This window comes from Kordia sp., assembly GCF_965224175.1.
Lineage (GTDB): Bacteria > Bacteroidota > Bacteroidia > Flavobacteriales > Flavobacteriaceae > Kordia.
This window is the reverse complement of record NZ_OZ245041.1, coordinates 299,232-320,542: the sequence shown is the minus strand read 5'-3', so window position 1 is coordinate 320,542 and position 21,311 is coordinate 299,232. Positions and strand designations below refer to the sequence as shown.

The window sequence follows — 21,311 nt, the reverse complement described above, 5'->3', positions numbered from 1 at the left end:
TAACATGCTTACACCTAAAGAAAGATTAGAATACTTACAAAAAGAACACAATACGTTAATAACTAAAAAAAATGAACCCGTTTTTTTGTCTAACGGAGTTTATACACGCTATAAAAACCCTATCATAACAAATGATCATGTTCCTGTACATTGGCGCTATGATTTAAATCCACAAACCAACCCGAAACTCTTGGAACGTATTGGCGTGAATGCTACGTTTAATGCTGGTGCAATGAAATGGAATGACAAATATCTTGTTTGTGTACGTGTGGAAGGAAATGATAGAAAATCCTATTTTGCAATGGCAGAAAGCTCAAATGGTATTGATAATTTTCAGTTTTGGGAAAAACCGTGCGTAATTCCACAAATAGAGAACAATCCTGATACCAATGTATATGATATGCGACTAACGCAGCATGAAGATGGTTACATTTATGGTATTTTTTGTACGGAACGAAAAGATCCTTCTACTCCAAAAGAAGATACTAGTTCTGCAATTGCCAATGCAGGAATTGTACGAACCAAAGATTTAGTAAGTTGGGAACGTTTACCTGATTTAATCTCCAATTCTGGGCAACAAAGAAATGTGGTAATTCATCCTGAATTTGTCAATGGTAAATATGCAATTTATACTAGACCACAAGATGGTTTTATCAATGTGGGAAGCGGTGGAGGAATCGGACTTGGTTATATTACAGATATGACACATCCTGAGGTTTTGCAGGAAAAAATCATCAATAATAAAATCTATCATACCGTTTTTGAGCTAAAAAATGGTTTAGGTCCTTCTCCCATAAAAACAGATAAAGGTTGGTTGCATTTAGCCCATGGAGTTCGAAATACTGCTGCTGGTTTACGTTATACATTATATATGTTCATGACGGATTTGAATGATATTTCGAAAGTAATTCATCAACCTGCTGGACATTTTATGGCGCCAATTGGTGAAGAACGCATTGGTGATGTATCGAATGTATTATTCTCTAGCGGTTGGATTACCGATAATGATGGTACTGTGTATATTTATTATGCGTCTTCAGATACCAGAATGCACGTCGCTACAAGTACTATTGATACTTTAATAGATTATTGTGTAAACTCACCAGTAGATCAATATAAATCACATACTTCAGTCGAATCTATTATTGATTTAATTGATAAAAACAAAGGATTTTATTAATGACAGAAGAGTACAAAGATTTAAAATTAGAAGTTCACAACGAGCTGCTTTCCATTCTTGAGTATTGGTCCACACAAACCATAGATCATGAATATGGTGGTTTTTTGGGTAAAATTGACTTTTATAATACTGTTGTTCCCAAAGCTTCAAAAGGAATCATACTGAACACACGAATTCTTTGGGCGTTTTCTGCAAGTGCGAATTATCTTAACACAGAAAAACCTAAAACTATTTGCGATCGGTCATTTGTATATTTACAAACCTATTTTAAAGATTCCATTCACAAAGGTGTCTTTTGGGAAGTAGATTTTTTAGGACAAGCTATCAACAAAAGAAAGCAATTGTACGCACAAGTTTTTACTATATATGCGTTGTCAGAATATTATCTGTTTTCCAAAAATGAAGCTGCAAAATCTTGGGCTGTTGAAATTTTTCATACTATAGAAAAACACACAAAAGACAATATTCATGGTGGATATTTTGAAGCGTTTCATGAAGATTGGTCGCAAATAGATGACATGCGTTTAAGCCATAAAGATTTAAATGCTTCTAAAACCATGAATACGCATTTGCATATTTTAGAAGCGTATACATCGTTGTTAAAAATCTATGATTCAGCGGCTGTAAAAACTGCATTAACTTCACTAATTCATGTATTGTTTGACAAGTTTTTGAATTCCGATTATAATTTTGAATTATTCTTTGACGATCAATGGAATTTACTGAGCAATTCAATTTCTTACGGACATGATATTGAGGCTGCTTGGTTACTTATAGAAGCGGCAAAAGCCGTAAATGATGCGAATCTTATAAAAAAAACAAACATGTTAGCTATTACAATTGCTGACATGTTTTTAGAGACTGCTTTAGACAAAAATGGAGCAGTTATGAATGAGAAAAACAGAAAAACCAATGAGATTGACACAGATTTACATTGGTGGCCACAAGTTGAAGCTATGGTAGGATTGGACTATGTTTATAAACTAACTAACGATAAAAAATACAGAGATGCTTCTAAAAAGATATGGTACATCACTAAAAACCATTTGATCGATCATATGAACGGAGAATGGCACTTTAGAGTCGATCAACATCATATACCGTATACTTCAGAAGATAAAGTTAGTATGTGGAAAGCTCCATATCATACAGCTAGAGCGTTTATCAAACTAAATGAAGAGTGATTTTTTGTTAATTCGTTGGTTATCAAGAAACTTCCAAATGCCTAATCCTCAAAACCAAATCCCCTACAACTTCTCAACCTCAACATTCCATGAAATTTCATAGGTTTTGTTTGCAGAAAGCGTTTGCAAACCAATTCCATTATTGAAACTATCAGACAATCCAACTGTTGGTTCAATAGCAATGATACTTTTATCTTTTGGTGTGTAAAACTGTACGTAATTTTTTGAAGCAATTCCTGTGATTTTCACTTTATACGTTGGTGTCGCAAATCCAATTTCATTATCTCTAAGTTTAAAAGCAGTATCAAACGAATGATTTTTCAATTGAAAAGGCATTTGTAATGTATGCGGTTTTGTTCCGTTGGTAATGCTTCGATCGTCTGTTGTTGTATATTCTTCTTCACAATTAAAGTTGATTGTACTTTCGTAAAGATTCTCAGAATTAAAGTACGGATGCCAACCAATTGTAAAAGGAAACGTTTTTGTGCCTGTATTGGTCACTTTTAGTTGAACGTTTAGTGCTGTTTCCGTCAAAACATACGTCACAAAGAAATTAAAAGGAAATGGAAATCCTTCGGAAGAACCATCATGCTTGTATTGTAGCGTAATTGTCGCGGTTTCTGCGGTTGTACTTTTATCAAAAATTTCAAATGCTCGTGTATATAACAATCCATGAATTGCATTGTTTTTCTCAACTTCATTGCATGGAATTTGATATGTTTTCCCTTCAAAAGTATACGTTCCGTCTTTGATTCGGTTGGCAAAAGGAAATAATATGGCAGAAGCAGATGAGTGTTGATACGGAAAGTTTTCATATTCCGAAATAATAGTGCTATCATTTACTTTTACATCAAACAATCGTCCGCCTTCATTCAAATTTATAGAAGCTGCGGCTGAATGTGTAGTGTGTGAAATTTTTATGATATGATTACTTTCTTGTATTTGAAACACGTGTTATGAATTTTAAAATGTGAACTCAAAAATACTAAGAAACTATATGTTGAACGAATACGATACTACCATTTTTTACACGGATTTATTTTTGTTGATCTGATAACAAATATTTTTTACTTAGGATTTCTAGACGTAAACACTTAAACTTGTTAATTCGTTTTTTGTTAGTTTGTTGATTTGGTTTTCCAAAAACTCAATATCAACTTTGAAACTACACTAATTCCCAACACCCAACACCTAATACCTAATACCTAATACCTAACTTAATCAAATCTTCACAATTTCATTTTTTAACGCCAATACCACCAATCCAGCAGTATTTCTAACATTAAGTTTGGAAAGTAGATTTTTTCGATGTCCTTCAACAGTACGAAAACTAATGAAGAGCTTCTCTCCTATTTCTTTGGCCGTAAATTCTTTACAAATTAATTCTAACACTTCTATTTCACGTTCTGTAAGATCGTGTATCATATGATCAACACGCTTTTTTCCTTTGTACATCATTACTTTACGCATGATTTTCGTAATCTTATTATTGAAGTAATAATCGTGTTCCATCACACTTTCAATACATTCAATCACCTCATCAGGACTTGCATTTTTCATCAAATATCCATTTACACCTAGTTCAATCATTCGTAGAATATGTCGCTCTTCTTGATGCATTGTCAAAATAATGATTTTCATTTCAGGATAATGTTCCAACAATAGTTTTGCAGTTTCATATCCGTCAAGAACTGGCATACGAATATCGAGCAAGACAACTTCTGGTTTTGTATCCATACTTTTTAAAGCATCTAAAAACTCTTGTCCATTAGAAGCTTCAATATTAATTTCCATTTCTTTTTCATCCTGAAAAATAGCTTTTACTCCTTCTCTAAAAAGTAAATGATCATCTACTATCGCTATGTGTATCATATTTTATTTGTTTAGATTGAGATGAATCTTAGTTCCTTCTCCAATAACTCCAGAAATAAAAAGTTCTGCTCCAATGATTAATGCACGATCTTTAATATTACGTAAACCTGCACCTTTTTGTATGGTTTCTGTATTGAACCCTTTTCCGTTATCTATTAAAGATATATTGAAATTTTCAGTGGTATTTTTAATCATAATTTCGATATGCGTCGCTTCTGAATGTTTTATAATATTTGTTAGTATTTCTTGGATGATACGATATAGTGCGAGTTCTTGTGAAAAATTTAAACGTTTTTCATCGCCAGTCCATTCGTAATCAATCGTCATCGTACTCGATTCTGAAATAGTATAACACAGATCGCTTACAGCTTCATGCAATCCGAAATCTTCCAATGTTGGCGGCATGATATTGTATGATATTTCTCGAACTTTTTTTAATAGATCATCCAATTGAAGACGTACTTTTTGTGACTGCGAAACAATTTCAGGTTGATTTGAATGTTGTTTTTTTATTCGCTCTACATTTAGAATTACAGTAGAAATTCCACCGCCAATTTCGTCGTGTAAATCTGCAGCAAAACGTTTTCGTTCGTCATCTTGGATTTTTACAGCGCTCTGTAATAATTGCTGTTGATGTATGATTTTCTGCTCTTGTAGCTTCATTTGTTGTTTCAGTAATCGCTTTTTGTAAATAATGACAAAACCTACAATAGCAATGGCAAGAAAAAACATGCCAAGCATTCCAACATAAATTACGGTTAATCCGCTGTCTGAAGTTATCAACATCATTTTTTCAACCATATTCCTATAGAAATAAAAAGGTAATGAATAATTAAGAAAACTCCGTGTAATGTCCAAACAGCAATAAATTCTTCCTGTGTTATTTCTTGCATGAAATTTTTAGAAGAAAATAATAAAAATGCGCCTGCAAAATAGGTTAAAACCGCTGCGTTAATCCAAAATATAGGATGTTTTTCTAAGCGTTTTATTTTACTATTTTCAAATACTTTATAAAACCATGCGATAGCAAAACATAGTAATAATGCTCCTTCCAACGATCTTCCATACGAATTGTAGGTTTCAAGTGATTGCCAATTACAAACATTGTATATAGAGAATATCATAAAAAGAATTATTAAACTTACAATGAGTCTTTTTATCCATAATTTTTGAAATAATTGATAGTAAAAAAGACTCCAACATGTATATTCCACAACTGTATATACATGTAGTAAATGCATATTATTTTCCTTTGAAGCATATAATTTGTATGCCCAATATGCTATAATTCCAGCAAAAACAAGTAAACCACTTAAAGTCCAAAATAGTTTATCAAAGTGTTTATACCGAATTACAGCTATTGTAATGGGCAATACAATGGAAAATTGCGCTACTTCACTAATGATATTTGTTATAGAAGCCATAATATATATTAACTACAACCATGACATAAAGGACTTCCGCTTGCACATGTTTCAGTATGCGTCATGGTGCAAGGTGCTAAATCGTTTGTATATAAAAATTCACGTTCAACATCTTCATAATAGGAATTTCCATTCTCATCAACTGCTTCTGTGGCGCCAATAAGTATGATGCGATGCAATCCATTTTCGCTGTAAGCAAAATAAACTCGCAGTGATGTTACGTTATATTCTGTAAAAATAGCCGCTAAATCTTCTTTTCCTAGTAGAATAGAGCGTAATACATTGTATGTTTGCCATCTTTCCGTTCGCTCAATTGCTGTTGCGAGACTAATTGAGTTTTCTAGGATTTTACATTCGTCTTCTGTTGAAAAAGTAATTGTTTTTGAAGATTCATTGCATAGATTCATTGTAGTTGTATCCGAAATATCATCATGAAGCAATGGGCTTTTAATGGCACAAGCTCTTGGGCATGGTAATGCAAAATTATAAACACCACTTGGTCCTTTTTCTGAAACCAAATCGTCTCCGCTGTTATTTGCTCCTACGATCATCATATCGGGAATGTATGCATTAGTTCCGTCTTCATTTTCTTCCACTTCTAATCCCATATAAAATCGTACACCAACTGCTTTGGGGTTTTGCAATAAGCAATTAATGTCGTTTTGATGAAATAAAAATGCTTTTAAATTATTTACTTTTTGCCAAGCTTCTGTTTCCAGTGCTGCTTTTTCAATTGCAATTTCATTGTAATTGTCTATTGGTGTTAAAGCCATAATTAATTGTTTTAAAATTCAAATCTAAAGTACTGTAAACAAAATAATTAGCACCAAGTATTTCTACGGGTTTCTCATTCTTAAAATACGTATTAAAAAATCAGTAGAAGCTATCTTTTCCACATCAGCCTGACGAGCTAATTTTGAACCATACCAAATTTAATATCAAATTACGACTTGGCGCCGAGCATAGAATTTGTTATCAAATTTTAAAATTATTAATCATTTAAAACCTTAAAATTATGTCAACTTATTGCGGAACAATCACTTCAAGTGGTCAAATAACAAGTAATAATAACTTTTCTTGTCAGTATGATTCTGGACAGCAGAAATATACGGTAGATTACAATGGAAATGTTGCGGCTGGAGCTTCAGTTGTTGTATCACCAACACAACAAATTCCAGGCTTAACGTATATGTTATATCCATATACTAATGGATTTACATTACAGGTATTTCAAGATGTAAATGGTGTCTTTACACCTGTTGCAAGTAGTTCTGATTTTATTGTAAAAGAACTATAAACAGTTCCTCAACTATTTTACTTAAACTCTTTTATTTCTTTGGAAGTAAAGGAGTTTTCTTGTTTATGAATGTTTACTCATTAAAAACGACCGTTTACTCATTGCTGGTTTTCTTTCAGGGTACTTTATACTTTATTTGATGTGTATTAAAATTAAACCTATGAAACATCCTGAAATCATCGTACAAATTCCAGAACCTTGTCATGAAGATTGGAACAAAATGACACCAACAGAAAAAGGTAAATTTTGCAAGGTATGTACAAAAGAAGTTGTAGACTTTTCCGCTAGAAGCGATGAAGAAATTATAAAATATTTAATGAATCATGGGAATTTATGTGGACGATTTCATATATCACAATTAGATAGAAAACTCATTGCCGACAGAAAAAAACGAAATCATTGGTTGTCATACGCTGCTTCATTTCTATTGCCAATGGCGTTATTTTCTCAGGAAAAATCTCAAAAAACAGGAGAAACAATAAAAATAGAAAAGGTTGATGCTTCACAATACAAATCACTCAACATAAGCTCTTTGCAAAGAAAAACAACTTCAAGTACTAAAATTCAACAAGAACAATTTATTATAAATGGAGTAATTAAAGATGAAGCAGGAATGCCATTACCTGGAGCAACTGTTGTAATAAAAGGCTCTCATATAGGAAAAACTACTGATTTTGATGGCAAATATGAACTTACTGTAAAAGCAAAAGATATTTTAGTCATAAATTATGTTGGATATTTTGAAAAAGAAATCAGAGTTACTACAAATAGACGTAAATATGATGCAATACTTGAGTTAGACGAACATGCTTTGTCAATGGTTGGATTGATTGTTTGTGCTGAACCTACAGGAGCTGATGCGTATGGATATATTAGTAATTATGATAGAACTTCTTATCCAAAACCATTGAATGAGCGAGAAATCAAAGAACGTGACCAACGTACGGAGAATTATTTCGCGTTTCAAAGAAAAAAATGGTTAGAAAAACGTGCCAGGAGACGTACTGAGAGAGCGAAACGTAAAACTCTAAAAAATACTTCCAATAAGTAAAAACTTTCTTCTATGAAACATCCTGAAATCATCGTACAAATTCCAGAACCTTGTCATGAAGATTGGAACAAAATGACACCAACAGAAAAAGGTAAATTTTGCAAGGTGTGTACAAAAGAAGTTGTCGACTTTTCCGCTAGAAGTGACGAAGAGATCATCAACTATTTGACTAAATATAAAAATCTCTGTGGACGATTTCATACTTCTCAATTAGATAGAAAACTCATTGCAGATCGAAAAAAACGTAATCATTGGTTGTCATACGCTGCTTCACTTCTATTGCCACTGGCATTATTTTCTCAAGAAAAATCTCAAAAAACAGGAGAAGTTTCTAAAATAGAAAAAGTTAATAATTCAACTTTTAAATCTTTAAATATAAGTTCATTAGAAAGAAAAACAAAAATCAAGTCACGAGAAAAACTTGATTCTATAACCATTAGCGGAACAATAAAAGATTACGAAAATATACCATTATCGGCAGCAACGATTCTAATAAAAGAAACAGGTGAAAGTAAAATGGCTGACTTTGATGGTAATTTTTCTATTAGAATGAAAGTGGAAAATACGTTAGTCATTAGTTATGTAGGATTTGAAACAAAAGAAATCAAAATAACCGCTTCTAAAAGTGTATACGATATTAAACTGAATAACAAAGCGCCATTGGAAGAAGTTACAGTAATAGCTGGCGGCATCAGTGTACACAATACATTATCTGGTGTAGCAGGTATGCCATCAACAGTTATAATTGATGATAAAAAGGAAGCTCGAAAAGAAAGACGCGCAAAACGACGTGAAGCGAGAGCAAAACGTCGCGCAGAACGCAAAGCAAAAAGAGAAGCTTCCAATAAGTAAAAAATTATCTCATATGAAAAATCCTGAAATCATCGTACAAATTCCAGAACCTTGTCATGAAGATTGGAACAAAATGACACCAACAGAAAAAGGTAAATTTTGCAAGCTGTGTACAAAAGAAGTTGTAGACTTTTCCGCCAAAAGCGATGAAGAGATTATCAACCATTTGACTAAACATAAAAATCTCTGTGGACGATTTCATACTTCTCAATTAGATCGAAAACTCATTGCAGATCGAAAAAAACGCAATCATTGGTTGTCATACGCTGCTTCACTTCTATTGCCAATGGCTTTATTTTCTCAGGAAAAATCTCAAAAAATAGGAAAACCATTAAAAACAGAAAAGGTTGATACTTCAAAATACACATCTTTGCATATAAGTTCTTTGCAAAGAACCACTGCGCAAAAAGCTAAAATGCAAATTTTTGGGACTGTTACTGATGAATCAGGAATGCCATTACCTGGAGCAAGTATTGTAATAAAAGGGACAGATATTGGAAAAACTACTGATTTTGATGGGAAGTATACTATTGCTGTAAAAGAAGGTGATGAAATAAATATTAATTATGTTGGATATATATCGACAACATTAAAAATAGTAAAAGGACAGTTTTCATATGATGTAAAACTAGCACCATCAGATGAACTAATAGAATGTGTTGTGGTAGGATATGTTTCACATTCAATTCCCGTAGGAAGTGATCAATTTGGATATGTAAGCGATTATGATAAAACTTGGTATCCAAAAGCCATGAATGAGCAAGAAATCAAAGAACGTAACCAACGTACGGAGAATTATTTCGCATTCCAAAGAAAAAAATGGTTAGAAAAACGTGCCAAAAGACGTGCTGAAAGAGCAAAACGTAAAGCCAATAAAAACAAAGGTTAAGCTGAATTTAAATCATATAAAAAACGAAAGAAACTCCTCTTTGTTTCAAAAGGAGTTTCTATATCATCAAGTCTCACACAATAATTGTGTAATTACATCTCTTTTCTACAAAGAAATTTTCTGTGGATTACATAAACGTTAGGTTGTTTTTTCATGGCTATATCCCACATTACTATTACCGCTAAGACTTGATACTATTATGTTTAGTGAATATGTATTTGGTAAGTATACATATAATACTTTATAGTATCAACTTTCATCATTTGTTACCCAATTATCAGTATCAATATTTTAAAATTCGTAGAAAATCAACAGGAATGCGCATCTTCTCAAAAAAATTAAAGCTCTTAAACAATAATAAGAACTTCAAAAAGTTATATTTTTACGGCTAAATCTATCTGAAAATGATAGACACCAATTAAAATATCACAATGAAGAAACTTTTATATACTTTTTTAATTTTTACTGTTATTATACTCTGGAGTTCTTGTCGTAAAGATTTTGTAACTGTTCCTAGTTCTGGTCAACTTCAATTTTCTAAAGACACTGTATATTTAGATACTGTATTCACAAATATTGGATCAAGTACCTATAACTTAAAAGTATACAATCGTACAGATGATGATATTCGCATTCCTAGCATTCAACTCGGTGAAGGCGAAAACTCTAATTATCGTTTAAATGTTGATGGAATTGCAGGAAAAGTATTTGAAGATATTGAGATTCTTGCCAATGATAGTATGTTTGTTTTTGTAGAAACAACACTTGATATTAACGATTTTGCTAGTGGCGATCAATTTTTATACACGGATGCTATAGAATTTGATACAGGAAGTAATCAACAAAAAGTAGAATTGGTTACATTGGTACAAGATGCTGTATTTCTCTATCCGCAACAATTTGATGATGGTACTATTGAAACCTTATTACTCAATGTAGATGAAGAAGGAAACGAAACTCGCATTGAAGGCTTCTTCTTAGAAGATGATGAACTCACGTGGACCAACGAAAAACCATATGTAGTATACGGATATGCAGCCGTCGGACAAAATAAAGTGCTAAATATTGAAGCTGGTGCAAGAGTACATTTTCATGCAGATTCTGGACTTATCGTTGGAAATATGGGTTCATTACAAGTAAATGGAAGTTTAAGTACAACGGAAGATTTAGAAAATGAAGTGATCTTTGAAGGTGATCGTTTAGAACCTGGTTTTGCAAACGTTCCAGGACAATGGGGAACGATTTGGTTGACTGATGGAAGTACCAATAACAATATTAACTATGCAACAATCAAAAATGCTTCTGTTGGAATTTTAACACAAAATAGTGACGGAACTTCAAATCCAACCTTAACACTAAACAACTCTAAAATATACAATAGCTCTACAGTTGGTTTACTCGCTCGTACAGGACATGTAGAAGCCAACAATTCAGTTATTGGTAACGCAGGACAAGCCTCTTTATATTTAAATTTAGGCGGCGAATATACATTCAGACACTGTACGTTTGCTAATTACTGGTCAAATAGCTTTAGAGTGCTTCCAACGGTTTTAATTGATAATTTCTTAGATGTTGGTGATGGAACTATATTTACTGCCGATTTGGAACAAGCAAACTTTTCGAACTGTATCATTGATGGAAACAATGCAGTTGAATTGTTGTTGGAGAAAACAGAAAATGATTCTGGTGTCTTATTAGAATATAACTTCACAAATTGCTTGATAAAGTTTAACGATTTTAACAATCGTTTTACAAATGACGATTTATACAACTTTAACAATGATACTATTTTTGACGATGTTACTTTGTTACTGAATTCAAACACCATGGAATATAAAAATACAGATGCTAACGAATTCAATATAGGAGCTACTTCTGCTGCTATTGGACTTGGAGAAACGCCAAATATGCCGCCAGTAATTCAGAATGATATTCTAGGAAACCCTAGAACAAATCCTTCAGATCTTGGTGCATACAACAATGCGCCTCTTGACGACGATTAGTAGTTTTAGCTATAAAATAGAACCACATACCGAAAAGAATCATAAAAGAAATTCACTTTTTTATGATTCTTTTTTTATGCGTATATTACAAGTATAACAATGAAACAAAGAATAGTTTAACACAAAAATCTAACAACATGCTTTTACTTATTTTTAAAATTGCCAGTGTCGCTGGAGGAATTTTATTAGGAATTACTGCGCTCGATAAACTTGATGGCGAAAGCGACTTTTTTAACAACATTGCTAAGAAATTAATTCCGTTTACTACAATTATTGGCGGAACTGTTGCAGTTTTAGGAATTTTTGAACTGCTAAAAATATTTGGCTTTTCTAACAGACATTTAATTTTCGATTTGGTAGCTATTGCTGCTGGTATCTTATTATTAACGCATGTATTGAGTCAGATTCCAACGATTGGAGGTTCTTTACTAAAGCTTTCTATAAAGTTAATGCCATTTAAAGTAATCTTAGGAATTGCATTATTTGTCATGGCGATACTAAGATTCTTAGGCATTCATCTATTAGGCTAAACAATTTAGTTTTTTCGAAATAATACAAAACAAAAGAGCAATCGTGTTATTAAAACTACGATTGCTCTTTTTTATATGTATTATAAATTAATTTCTCTATGAAACAAACAAAGGTCTGTCTGACATCATTACATTTACTTTGAATGAAATGTTTTCTAACTTTTCTTCGTTTTCAAAATTCATGATCGCTTCGTCAATATATTCTACAATCAACTTCATATCGTCTTCCTTCAAACCTCTTGTTGTAATTGCAGCAGTACCAATTCGAATTCCAGAAGTCACAAACGGACTCTTATCATCAAAAGGAACCATGTTTTTATTTACAGTAATATCAGCAAGTCCTAAAGCTTTTTCTGCTTCTTTTCCTGTGATGTTTTTATTGCGAAGATCAATCAACATCATATGATTATCTGTTCCTCCAGAAATAATATTATATCCTTTTTCTACAAATGCAGCTGCCATTGCTTGTGCATTCTTTTGAACTTGCAATGTATAATGCATAAACTCATCTGTCAAAGCTTCTCCAAAAGCAATCGCTTTTCCTGCAATCACATGTTCTAAAGGTCCACCTTGATTTCCTGGGAAAACAGCACCATCTAATAAAGAAGACATTTTTCTACGCTTTCCATTTTTAAGCGTAATTCCAAAAGGATTTGGAAAATCTTTTCCCATCATAATCATTCCTCCACGTGGTCCGCGCAATGTTTTGTGCGTAGTCGTTGTAACAATATGACAATGTGGAATTGGATCGTTTAAAATTCCTTTTGCTATCAGTCCTGCAGGATGCGAAATATCAGCTAATAACAATGCATTTACACTATCTGCAATTTCACGGAAACGTTTAAAATCGATATCTCTAGAATAAGCAGAAGCACCAGCAATAATCATTTTTGGTTGTTCTTTTGTTGCAATTTCCTGAATCTTATCATAATTCAAAACACCTGTTTCCTCTTCTACTCCATAAAATACGGGATCGTATAATTTTCCTGAAAAGTTTACAGGAGAACCATGCGTTAAATGTCCTCCATGAGACAAATCGAATCCTAAGATTTTATCTCCTGGTTTCAAACAAGCAGCAAAAACAGCTGTATTTGCCTGACTTCCACTGTGTGGCTGTACATTTACCCAAGCAGCACCAAATAAAGCTTTGGCACGTTCTATAGCAATAGTTTCTACTTCATCAACAACTTCACAGCCGCCATAATAGCGTTTTCCAGGATATCCTTCAGCATATTTATTTGTTAAAACAGAACCTACAGCTTCCATTACTTGTTCACTTACGAAATTCTCAGAAGCGATCAACTCTAATCCTTCTATTTGTCTTTCTTTTTCTGCTTGAATTAATTCAAAAATTTGTTCGTCGCGTTGCATTATTTTGAGTCTATGTTAATAAAATCCAAAAATATGATTTAGATTCCATAACTCATATAGAAAACTCATATATTTGAATAGAAATAACAATTTTTATCAAATCATAAACATTCTACACAACTATGCCAGATACAACCAATAATCCCAATCGAAAAACTTGGCTAGAAGTTGCTCCAGATAGCGATTTTCCAATTCAAAACATTCCTTTTGGAGTTTTCCTTACAAGAGATGATGTCATTACCATTGGAACTCGAATTGGAGACTATGCCATAGATTTAGGCGCATTACATCAATTAGGATATTTTGATGGAATTCCGCTCACAGATGATATTTTTCTTCAAGACAGTTTAAATGACTTTATTTCTGACGGAAAGAAAACATGGCGCTTAGTGCGAAACCGTATTGGAGATATTTTTGATATCGATAACGCAAGTCTACGCGATAACACTGAGCACAGAAATACTATTATATTTACTTTAGACGAAATAGAAATGCAATTGCCTGTTCAAATTGGTGATTACACAGATTTCTATTCAAGTATAGAGCACGCTACCAATGTTGGCGTAATGTTTAGAGGAAAAGAAAATGCATTAATGCCAAACTGGCTTCATGTACCTGTTGGATATCACGGAAGAAGTTCTTCTATTATTCCTTCAGGAATTCCAATTCACCGTCCGCAAGGACAAACATTACCAGCTGGAGCAGACACACCAGTTTTTGGACCTTCAAAACGTGTAGATTTTGAATTAGAAATGGCTTTTATTACTACAGATGCTAATCATTTAGGAGAACCAATTCCTATTGATGAAGCCGAAGATTATATTTTTGGTGTTGTCGTTTTTAATGACTGGAGCGCACGTGATATTCAAAAATGGGAATATGTTCCATTAGGACCATTCTTAGGGAAGAGTTTTGCCTCTTCTATTTCTCCATGGATTGTTACTATGGACGCGCTAGAACCTTTTAGAGTAGAAACTCCGAAGCCTTTAAAACCACAATTAGAGTATTTACAATATACTGGAAAGAAAAGTTACGATATTCACTTAGAAGTTGGAATTACGCCAGAAAATGGTGAAGAAACAATTGTTTCACGTTCAAACTTTAAATATATGTACTGGAATATGGCACAACAACTTACACATCATACTGTAAATGGTTGCCCTGTAAATTCTGGTGATATGATGGGAAGCGGAACGTTATCAGGAAAAACACCAGATTCGTATGGTTCTATGCTAGAATTGTCTTGGGCAGGAAAAAATCCTGTAAAATTAAATGATGGTTCAGAACGTACATTTATCAATGATGGAGATACTGTAACGATGCGTGGTCATTGTAAAAACGAACATGTGCGCATTGGTTTTGGAGAAGTTTCTTCAAAATTATTACCCGTATTTGAGCCAAAGAAGAAATAATCTTTGTCAATTATATACATATTTAAAGACCAGACTTTTAGTCTGGTCTTTTTGTTACACTATAAATTAATACACACAATATGTACTCATAGTACAATTTGGTGGATTAATAGTTGCATATGCTGCTGCTGCAACAGAAGTTGAAAAGGTTGATCCTCCTAAAATTATTTGCTGTTTCTTATCACTTAATTCAACAATAACCGACTAGAGAGTTATAAATTCTAAAAAGTAGTTTTATACAGCTAAATACATGATAGCTATAGACATTAAGATAACGCCATACACAAGTGTAAAGGCTTTTCCAGAAATTTTACTTCCCAATTTTGCTCCAAAGAAGTTGGCAACAAAATAAGTTCCAAATAAAATTCCCACTAATTGCCAATCGACTGGATTTTCAAAGTTATATTTTATGAAAGCTCCATAACTTACAGGCGGAATCAAAATAGCTAAGCTTAGTGCGCGTGCATATTCCTTCTTGAGTTTAAAAACTCCAATTAAAATTGGAACCATCAAAACACCAGCTCCTATTCCAAACATTCCTCCAAGAATTCCGGTACAGGCAGCCAAAATAATAATCCAATACACAGAAATATGTTCTTTATCTGCGGCTTTTGCATTTTTCTTTAGGTATGATTTAAATTGAAGTAATGCAATAACGATTAACATAACAGCGAAATAGTATTTTAAATCTGTTTCTCCTATATAAAAAGCAAAAACAGCACCAAAATACGAGAAGATGCAGTACGAAATAACACCGACGACTATATTGAGCCATTGATTTTTCACATATCCATAAAGTGACATTACGCCTAGTAAACTCATTGGTCCTAACATCATGGTTAAAACATTTCCTTGTGCTGCCAATTGTGACATTCCGCAATACAAAACTAAGAAAGATACTAAAAATGGTCCGCCGCCAATTCCTGCAAAACCGCCAATATAGCCGACAGCCAAACCTAATAACACATAAATAAGTGGATCACACATACGATGAATTTACGATTACGAATTTACAATATAATCGCAGATTTCATCAATCTGGTTCAGTAATTTTCATAAATCTTTTCGTGTATCAATCATGACGTTACTTTTCTCAAAAAAATTAAAACAAAAAACAACTCTAAACCGAAATTTAGAGTTGTTCAACTGTAGTTTAATTAATTAAAATTAAGATGCAGATTATATGTTTCCTCTAAGAATTTAAAAGATAAATATCGATGCATACTTAACAATAACTTCTTAATTTTCTGTTTACGCCATTAAATCGGACATGAACGAATTGTATATAAACAAAGGATTGGAATAAATGAAGGACATAAATTTGCGGGATAACTTCCTCCACCTTTTACAATATTCACTTCGTTATCTGCCAAATTCGCAATATTAGACTTGCTTAATTTTAGCGACTTTTTTATATGCTTTTTTTTCATAATAAATTCTTTTAATAGTTAATAAAAAGGTTTAGCAGCTTGGACATTGGTTACAGTTTGTATACGCCAAAGTGATACAGTTGTGCGTACAATTTTCTGATTCACAGTGAAGTCTGTCTTCAGATTCTGGACCTAATGTTGGCAATCCGCCTTTCACATTGTTAGTATGAAACTTTGATACAACTGATTTGTTTAATCCTAATGCTGATTTTAACTCTCGTTTCTTCATGATAAATTTTTGTAATAATAATGCCTACTCTATTAGTTTTTCGGCTTCCACTTTTCTGAATAAATGGCCGTTTATTTCTTTCATAAAGGAAATCAGAAAAGCGTACAAAAACATACTTACCGATAAAGGTTTACAAATTCAATTTTACCAATACATAAGAATTATGTGATTTTATTTCTGTAAGATTTTGGAGAAATCCCAGTCTTTTTCTTGAACGCATTGTAAAAAGAGGTTCTATTATTAAATCCTGTAGCATAGATAATTTGATTAATATTTAATCGACTCTTTTTATCTTGTAAAAGCTTGATAGCTTCGTCAATCCGATAATTATTGACAAATTCAAAGAAGTTTACTTCAAAATGTTCATTGATTAATTGCGAAGTATGATGTCGTGAAAGATTCAAATGTTCCGACAAGACATCTAACGTAAGTGAATTATCTAAATATAACTTATCAGCTTCCATTAAAGACACTAATTTATCTTTCATTTCAACAGCAATTGATGAAGACAAACCATTGTTTTGATATTTTGCAAACGGAATGGGTATAGTTCCCGAAAAAATACTCGGTTGCATAAAACTAAAGTAAGAGACAATTCCTATAAAGAATACCATGGCATAACCAATAAGATAATCATTGGAAATGGTCATCAATTGAAAATAAATCAGCATAAAGTAAGTAAAAAACACGAATGTATATCCTGTAAAACATATCCATAATGATCGAATCCAAAAACGTTGTAATTCGGTCACTTTGTTTTTCTCTCTTTTATATAAAGAATAGATTTTTACGACATAAATTAACATCAAAAAAGTGATAGTATAAGTCATGTATTGTCTCGGAATTGGCCACCAATTTACATATTCTGCATATGTATTCGTTGCTGAAACTTCTACTTTCGTAGCATGTGGTAAAAAATAAAAACGTCCAAAAACCCAAAAAATCCAGACAACAGGAATTAAGTGCCGCAAATCACGCCAAGTAAAAGGAGTTTTGTGTAGTACACGTTTAATGTATATATACAATAATGGTCCATAAGAAACCCATGGAATAAAGTTTGTAAATGACATATGTTCTACATAAGCGCCTTCATATGCAGACCAATACGCGCAGTTAAACAATTGATTGTAAGAGAATAATAATAAGAAAACGCCAAATATATTATTGGCTACTCGATCACCCTTTCGCTTAAGGAAAAATAAAATTCCGAGCACGAAGGCTTGTATGGCAAATGCAAAGAACAGCATTATCCATATGTTAATGGTAGTTTCCATCGGCAGTAAGTTTTAAGAACGAATTTTGAATGATTGAATGATGTGATTCAATATACAAATAAGAAAGTAAAATCCTTCTTAAAAAATTCTTAATTCATCTGCAACGATAAGAAAAAGTCAAAAAATTATACGAATTTCTCTAATGGAATCGCGTTAATTTGACTGTGTGAAGCATGTGCTACCGTAATTCCATTTTTTACCATAATTAATTGTGGACTTTCATGCCATACTTGGAATCTGGCTGCTACTTCTTCTGAAATTGGGCGATAATTCAATAAGTCTAAATAATAAACTTTCATTTGATTTTCTTCTAAATCATACGAACTCTGAAATTGATTGATAACCATTCTACTAATTCCACAACGCGTACTGTGTTTAAAAATAGCCACAGGTTGTGTTTTAGATTCTTCCACAATAGTATCTAATTGTGCAACGTTAGTCAATGGAGTCCATTGTAATTTTGAAGGCTCTGGAGTTTCAGAAGTATTAGAACTTCCGAATATTTTATTGAATATTCCCATAAGTATATACTAAATTTATAGAATGAGTCGAAAGCTTTTTAAAAAACTTTCAAAATGTCAAAATGTCTTGCAAATACACGCTTTAACCGCCATTTTGTCTTGTATTCACAATTGGAATAACAATTGCAAAATTATCAAAAAAACATATAATATAAAGCTATGAACTTTAATAATTATACTATAAAATCACAGGAAGTTGTTCAACAAGCGCAGCAACTAACGCAAACATACGGACATCAACAAATTGAAAATGAACATGTATTCAAAGCCGTCATGGATGTTGATGATAATGTACTACCATTTATATTAAAAAAACTCAATGTAAATGTTTCACTACTTAGTCAAATTTTAGAAAGCACGCTACAAAGTTTTGCCAAAGTAAATGGTGGAAACATAATGTTGTCTCCCAAAACGGGAAAGACATTAACGGATGCAAGTATTATTGCAAAAGATATGAATGATGAATTTGTATCTACTTCACATTTAATGCTGGCTATTTTTAAATCTAACAGTAAAATTTCTCAAATCTTAAAAGATCAAGATGTTACTGAAAAAGGGTTAAAAGCCGCAATTCAAGAACTGAGTAAAGGCGAACGCGTTACTTCTGCAAACGCTGAAGACACTTATAATTCACTAAAAAAATATGCAAACAATTTAAACCAGCTAGCAAACGATGGAAAATTAGATCCTGTCATTGGTAGAGATGAAGAAATTCGTAGAGTACTTCAAATTCTTTCACGTAGAACGAAGAACAATCCTATTTTAGTTGGTGAACCTGGTGTTGGTAAAACCGCTATTGCGGAAGGAATGGCACATAGAATTATTCAAGGTGATGTCCCAGAAAATCTGAAAGACAAGCAAATTTACTCACTTGATATGGGCGCATTAATTGCTGGCGCAAAATTTAAAGGTGAGTTTGAAGAACGATTAAAAGCTGTGATCAAAGAAGTAACTTCTGCAGATGGTGACATTGTGTTATTTATTGATGAAATTCACATATTAGTTGGCGCTGGTGGCGGACAAGGTGCAATGGACGCTGCTAATATCTTAAAACCTGCGTTGGCACGTGGAGAACTTAGAGCAATTGGAGCAACAACCTTAGATGAATATCAAAAGTTTTTTGAAAAAGACAAAGCCTTAGAACGTCGTTTTCAGAAGATAATGGTGAATGAACCTGATACAGAAAGTGCGATTTCTATTTTGAGAGGAATCAAAGAAAAATACGAAACACATCACAAAGTACGTATCAAAGATGAAGCAATTATTGCTGCTGTCGAATTATCGCAACGTTATATTACAAATCGTTTTTTACCAGATAAAGCCATCGATTTAATTGATGAAGCTGCTTCCAAGTTACGCATGGAAATTAATTCAAAACCAGAAGAATTAGACGTTTTGGATAGACGAATTATGCAATTGGAGATTGAAATTGAAGCAATTAAACGTGAAAATGACGAAGTGAAATTAAAATCGCTCAATTCAGAATTAGCCAATATCAAAGATGATCGCAATGAAATTTTTGCAAAATGGCAATCTGAAAAAGATGTTGTAGATCAAGTACAAGCTACCAAAGAAGCCATTGAAAACTATCGCGCAGACGCAGAACGTGCAGAACGTGAAGGAGATTATGGAAAAGTAGCAGAATTACGCTATGGAAAAATAAAGGATGCGCAGGCAAAACTAGATACGTTACAGCAAGAACTAGCTACTCAAGAAGAAAATGCGCTGATCAAAGAAGAAGTAACAAATGAAGATATTGCGGAAGTTGTTGCAAAATGGACAGGAATTCCAGTGACAAAAATGCTGCAAAGCGAACGTGAAAAATTATTGCAATTAGAAAAAGAATTGCACAAACGCGTGGTGGGACAAGAAGAAGCTATTACAGCTGTCTCGGATGCTGTTCGTAGAAGTCGTGCAGGATTACAAGATATCAATCGACCAATTGGTTCGTTCTTATTTTTAGGAACAACAGGTGTTGGTAAGACTGAATTGGCAAAAGCACTTGCCTCCTATTTATTTGACGATGAAAACGCTATGACACGAATTGATATGAGCGAATATCAAGAATCGCATTCGGTAAGTAGATTGGTTGGTGCGCCTCCTGGATATGTAGGATATGATGAAGGCGGACAATTAACTGAAGCTGTACGACGCAAACCCTATTCAGTAGTATTATTAGACGAAATAGAAAAAGCGCATCCAGATACGTTCAATATTTTATTGCAAGTGCTGGATGAAGGTCGTTTGACAGATAATAAAGGAAGAATTGCTGATTTTAAAAATACGATTATCATTATGACTTCAAACATGGGAAGTCATATCATAGAAGAAAAATTCAAAGCGATACAAGACATATACTCAGCAACGGAAGCTGCCAAAGTAGAAGTTTTAGGACTTTTAAAGAAAACGGTTCGACCAGAATTTTTAAATCGTATTGATGATATGGTCATGTTTACGCCACTTTCGCAAGACAACATCAAAGAGATTGTACGTATACAATTGAAAAATGTAATCAAGATGCTAACAAAACAGCAAATTACACTTGATGCGACAGAAGAAGCAATTAATTATTTAGCCAAACAAGGATTTGATCCGCAATTTGGTGCGCGACCTGTAAAACGTGTCATTCAGCGTAAAGTATTAAATCAACTTTCTAAAGAAATACTTAGCGGAAAAGTTACGGTAGATAGTATTATTTTATTGGATGAATTTGACGACGAACTTGTATTCAGAAATCAGACAGATTTAATCACAAACTCATAAAAAAGTAATCAAGAGCAGCATACGCTGCT

Annotated in this window: 21 protein-coding genes; 10 read left to right on the top strand and 11 right to left on the bottom strand. The window is 33.0% G+C overall.

Translation table 11 applies throughout. From position 1 onward, the window contains the following. Positions 1-4 precede the first annotated feature (4 nt). Positions 5-1,180, top strand: coding sequence for a glycosidase (locus ACOQOS_RS01550; protein WP_420573199.1), 1,176 nt, complete (start codon positions 5-7; stop codon positions 1,178-1,180). Beyond that, a complete protein-coding gene (locus ACOQOS_RS01545; protein ID WP_420573198.1) occupies positions 1,180-2,364 on the top strand; it encodes an AGE family epimerase/isomerase in 1,185 nt (394 codons plus the stop codon). The genes ACOQOS_RS01550 and ACOQOS_RS01545 overlap by 1 nt, the downstream gene beginning before the upstream one ends. 63 nt (positions 2,365-2,427) lie before the next feature. Here the strand turns inward: ACOQOS_RS01545 and ACOQOS_RS01540 are convergent, their stop codons facing one another. The 5 genes from ACOQOS_RS01540 to ACOQOS_RS01520 all read right to left on the bottom strand — a co-directional run bounded on the left by ACOQOS_RS01540 (position 2,428) and on the right by ACOQOS_RS01520 (position 6,433). After that, positions 2,428-3,315 (bottom strand): aldose 1-epimerase, encoded by an 888-nt coding sequence (locus ACOQOS_RS01540; protein WP_420573197.1) that lies wholly within the window; start codon positions 3,313-3,315, stop codon positions 2,428-2,430. A gap of 270 nt (positions 3,316-3,585) precedes the next feature. Beyond that, positions 3,586-4,236 (bottom strand): response regulator, encoded by a 651-nt coding sequence (locus tag ACOQOS_RS01535; protein WP_420573196.1) that lies wholly within the window; start codon positions 4,234-4,236, stop codon positions 3,586-3,588. Between the two features lie 3 nt (positions 4,237-4,239). Then, positions 4,240-5,025: a sensor histidine kinase gene (locus tag ACOQOS_RS01530; RefSeq protein ID WP_420573195.1), complete on the bottom strand. Its 786-nt coding sequence runs from the start codon at positions 5,023-5,025 to the stop codon at positions 4,240-4,242. Continuing rightward, the gene (locus ACOQOS_RS01525) at positions 5,022-5,660 is read right to left on the bottom strand and encodes a hypothetical protein (protein ID WP_420573194.1); all 639 of its coding nucleotides are present in this window, start codon (positions 5,658-5,660) and stop codon (positions 5,022-5,024) included. Before ACOQOS_RS01525 ends, ACOQOS_RS01530 begins: the two co-directional genes overlap by 4 nt. An 8-nt stretch (positions 5,661-5,668) precedes the next feature. Then, a complete protein-coding gene (locus ACOQOS_RS01520) occupies positions 5,669-6,433 on the bottom strand; it encodes a hypothetical protein (protein WP_420573193.1) in 765 nt (254 codons plus the stop codon). Positions 6,434-6,675: 242 nt separating this feature from the next. Between ACOQOS_RS01520 and ACOQOS_RS01515 the strand changes: the two genes are divergently transcribed. The 6 genes from ACOQOS_RS01515 (at position 6,676) to ACOQOS_RS01490 (ending at position 12,282) form a co-directional block, all read left to right on the top strand. Then, positions 6,676-6,957 carry a hypothetical protein gene (locus ACOQOS_RS01515; RefSeq protein WP_420573192.1) on the top strand — a complete coding sequence of 94 codons (282 nt, stop codon included), beginning with the start codon at positions 6,676-6,678 and terminating at the stop codon, positions 6,955-6,957. A 160-nt stretch (positions 6,958-7,117) separates the two neighbouring features. Continuing rightward, positions 7,118-8,008, top strand: coding sequence for a carboxypeptidase-like regulatory domain-containing protein (locus tag ACOQOS_RS01510; protein WP_420573191.1), 891 nt, complete (start codon positions 7,118-7,120; stop codon positions 8,006-8,008). 12 nt (positions 8,009-8,020) lie between these two features. Then, positions 8,021-8,860 (top strand): carboxypeptidase-like regulatory domain-containing protein, encoded by an 840-nt coding sequence (locus ACOQOS_RS01505; RefSeq protein ID WP_420573190.1) that lies wholly within the window; start codon positions 8,021-8,023, stop codon positions 8,858-8,860. Between the two features lie 13 nt (positions 8,861-8,873). After that, positions 8,874-9,749: a carboxypeptidase-like regulatory domain-containing protein gene (locus tag ACOQOS_RS01500; RefSeq protein ID WP_420573189.1), complete on the top strand. Its 876-nt coding sequence runs from the start codon at positions 8,874-8,876 to the stop codon at positions 9,747-9,749. A 431-nt stretch (positions 9,750-10,180) separates the two neighbouring features. Next, positions 10,181-11,752: a right-handed parallel beta-helix repeat-containing protein gene (locus ACOQOS_RS01495; protein ID WP_420573188.1), complete on the top strand. Its 1,572-nt coding sequence runs from the start codon at positions 10,181-10,183 to the stop codon at positions 11,750-11,752. Positions 11,753-11,889: 137 nt separating this feature from the next. Further along, complete coding sequence (locus ACOQOS_RS01490; RefSeq protein WP_420573187.1) at positions 11,890-12,282, top strand: hypothetical protein; 393 nt, start codon at positions 11,890-11,892, stop codon at positions 12,280-12,282. 96 nt (positions 12,283-12,378) lie between these two features. On the opposite strand, the gene glyA is transcribed toward ACOQOS_RS01490, so the two are convergent. Next, positions 12,379-13,653 (bottom strand): serine hydroxymethyltransferase, encoded by a 1,275-nt coding sequence (glyA, locus tag ACOQOS_RS01485; protein ID WP_420573186.1) that lies wholly within the window; start codon positions 13,651-13,653, stop codon positions 12,379-12,381. A gap of 122 nt (positions 13,654-13,775) precedes the next feature. Here glyA and fahA point away from each other — a divergent pair, with 122 nt between their 5' ends. Continuing rightward, a complete protein-coding gene (gene fahA, locus ACOQOS_RS01480; RefSeq protein ID WP_420573185.1) occupies positions 13,776-15,065 on the top strand; it encodes a fumarylacetoacetase in 1,290 nt (429 codons plus the stop codon). A 234-nt stretch (positions 15,066-15,299) separates the two neighbouring features. Here fahA and ACOQOS_RS01475 read toward each other — a convergent pair whose 3' ends face one another. The 5 genes from ACOQOS_RS01475 to ytxJ form a co-directional block, all read right to left on the bottom strand. Then, the gene (locus ACOQOS_RS01475) at positions 15,300-16,052 is read right to left on the bottom strand and encodes a sulfite exporter TauE/SafE family protein (protein WP_420573184.1); all 753 of its coding nucleotides are present in this window, start codon (positions 16,050-16,052) and stop codon (positions 15,300-15,302) included. A gap of 272 nt (positions 16,053-16,324) precedes the next feature. Beyond that, the gene (locus ACOQOS_RS01470; protein ID WP_420573183.1) at positions 16,325-16,495 is read right to left on the bottom strand and encodes a class I lanthipeptide; all 171 of its coding nucleotides are present in this window, start codon (positions 16,493-16,495) and stop codon (positions 16,325-16,327) included. Between the two features lie 31 nt (positions 16,496-16,526). Then, entirely contained in the window at positions 16,527-16,724 is a 198-nt protein-coding gene (locus ACOQOS_RS01465; protein WP_420573182.1) for a hypothetical protein, read from the bottom strand. Between the two features lie 161 nt (positions 16,725-16,885). Further along, a complete protein-coding gene (locus tag ACOQOS_RS01460) occupies positions 16,886-17,998 on the bottom strand; it encodes a helix-turn-helix domain-containing protein (protein ID WP_420573181.1) in 1,113 nt (370 codons plus the stop codon). 125 nt (positions 17,999-18,123) lie between these two features. Beyond that, complete coding sequence (ytxJ, locus tag ACOQOS_RS01455) at positions 18,124-18,519, bottom strand: bacillithiol system redox-active protein YtxJ (protein ID WP_420573180.1); 396 nt, start codon at positions 18,517-18,519, stop codon at positions 18,124-18,126. 159 nt (positions 18,520-18,678) lie between these two features. Between ytxJ and clpB the strand changes: the two genes are divergently transcribed. Continuing rightward, positions 18,679-21,282 (top strand): ATP-dependent chaperone ClpB, encoded by a 2,604-nt coding sequence (gene clpB, locus ACOQOS_RS01450; protein WP_420573179.1) that lies wholly within the window; start codon positions 18,679-18,681, stop codon positions 21,280-21,282. The last annotated feature ends 29 nt before the right edge of the window (positions 21,283-21,311 follow it).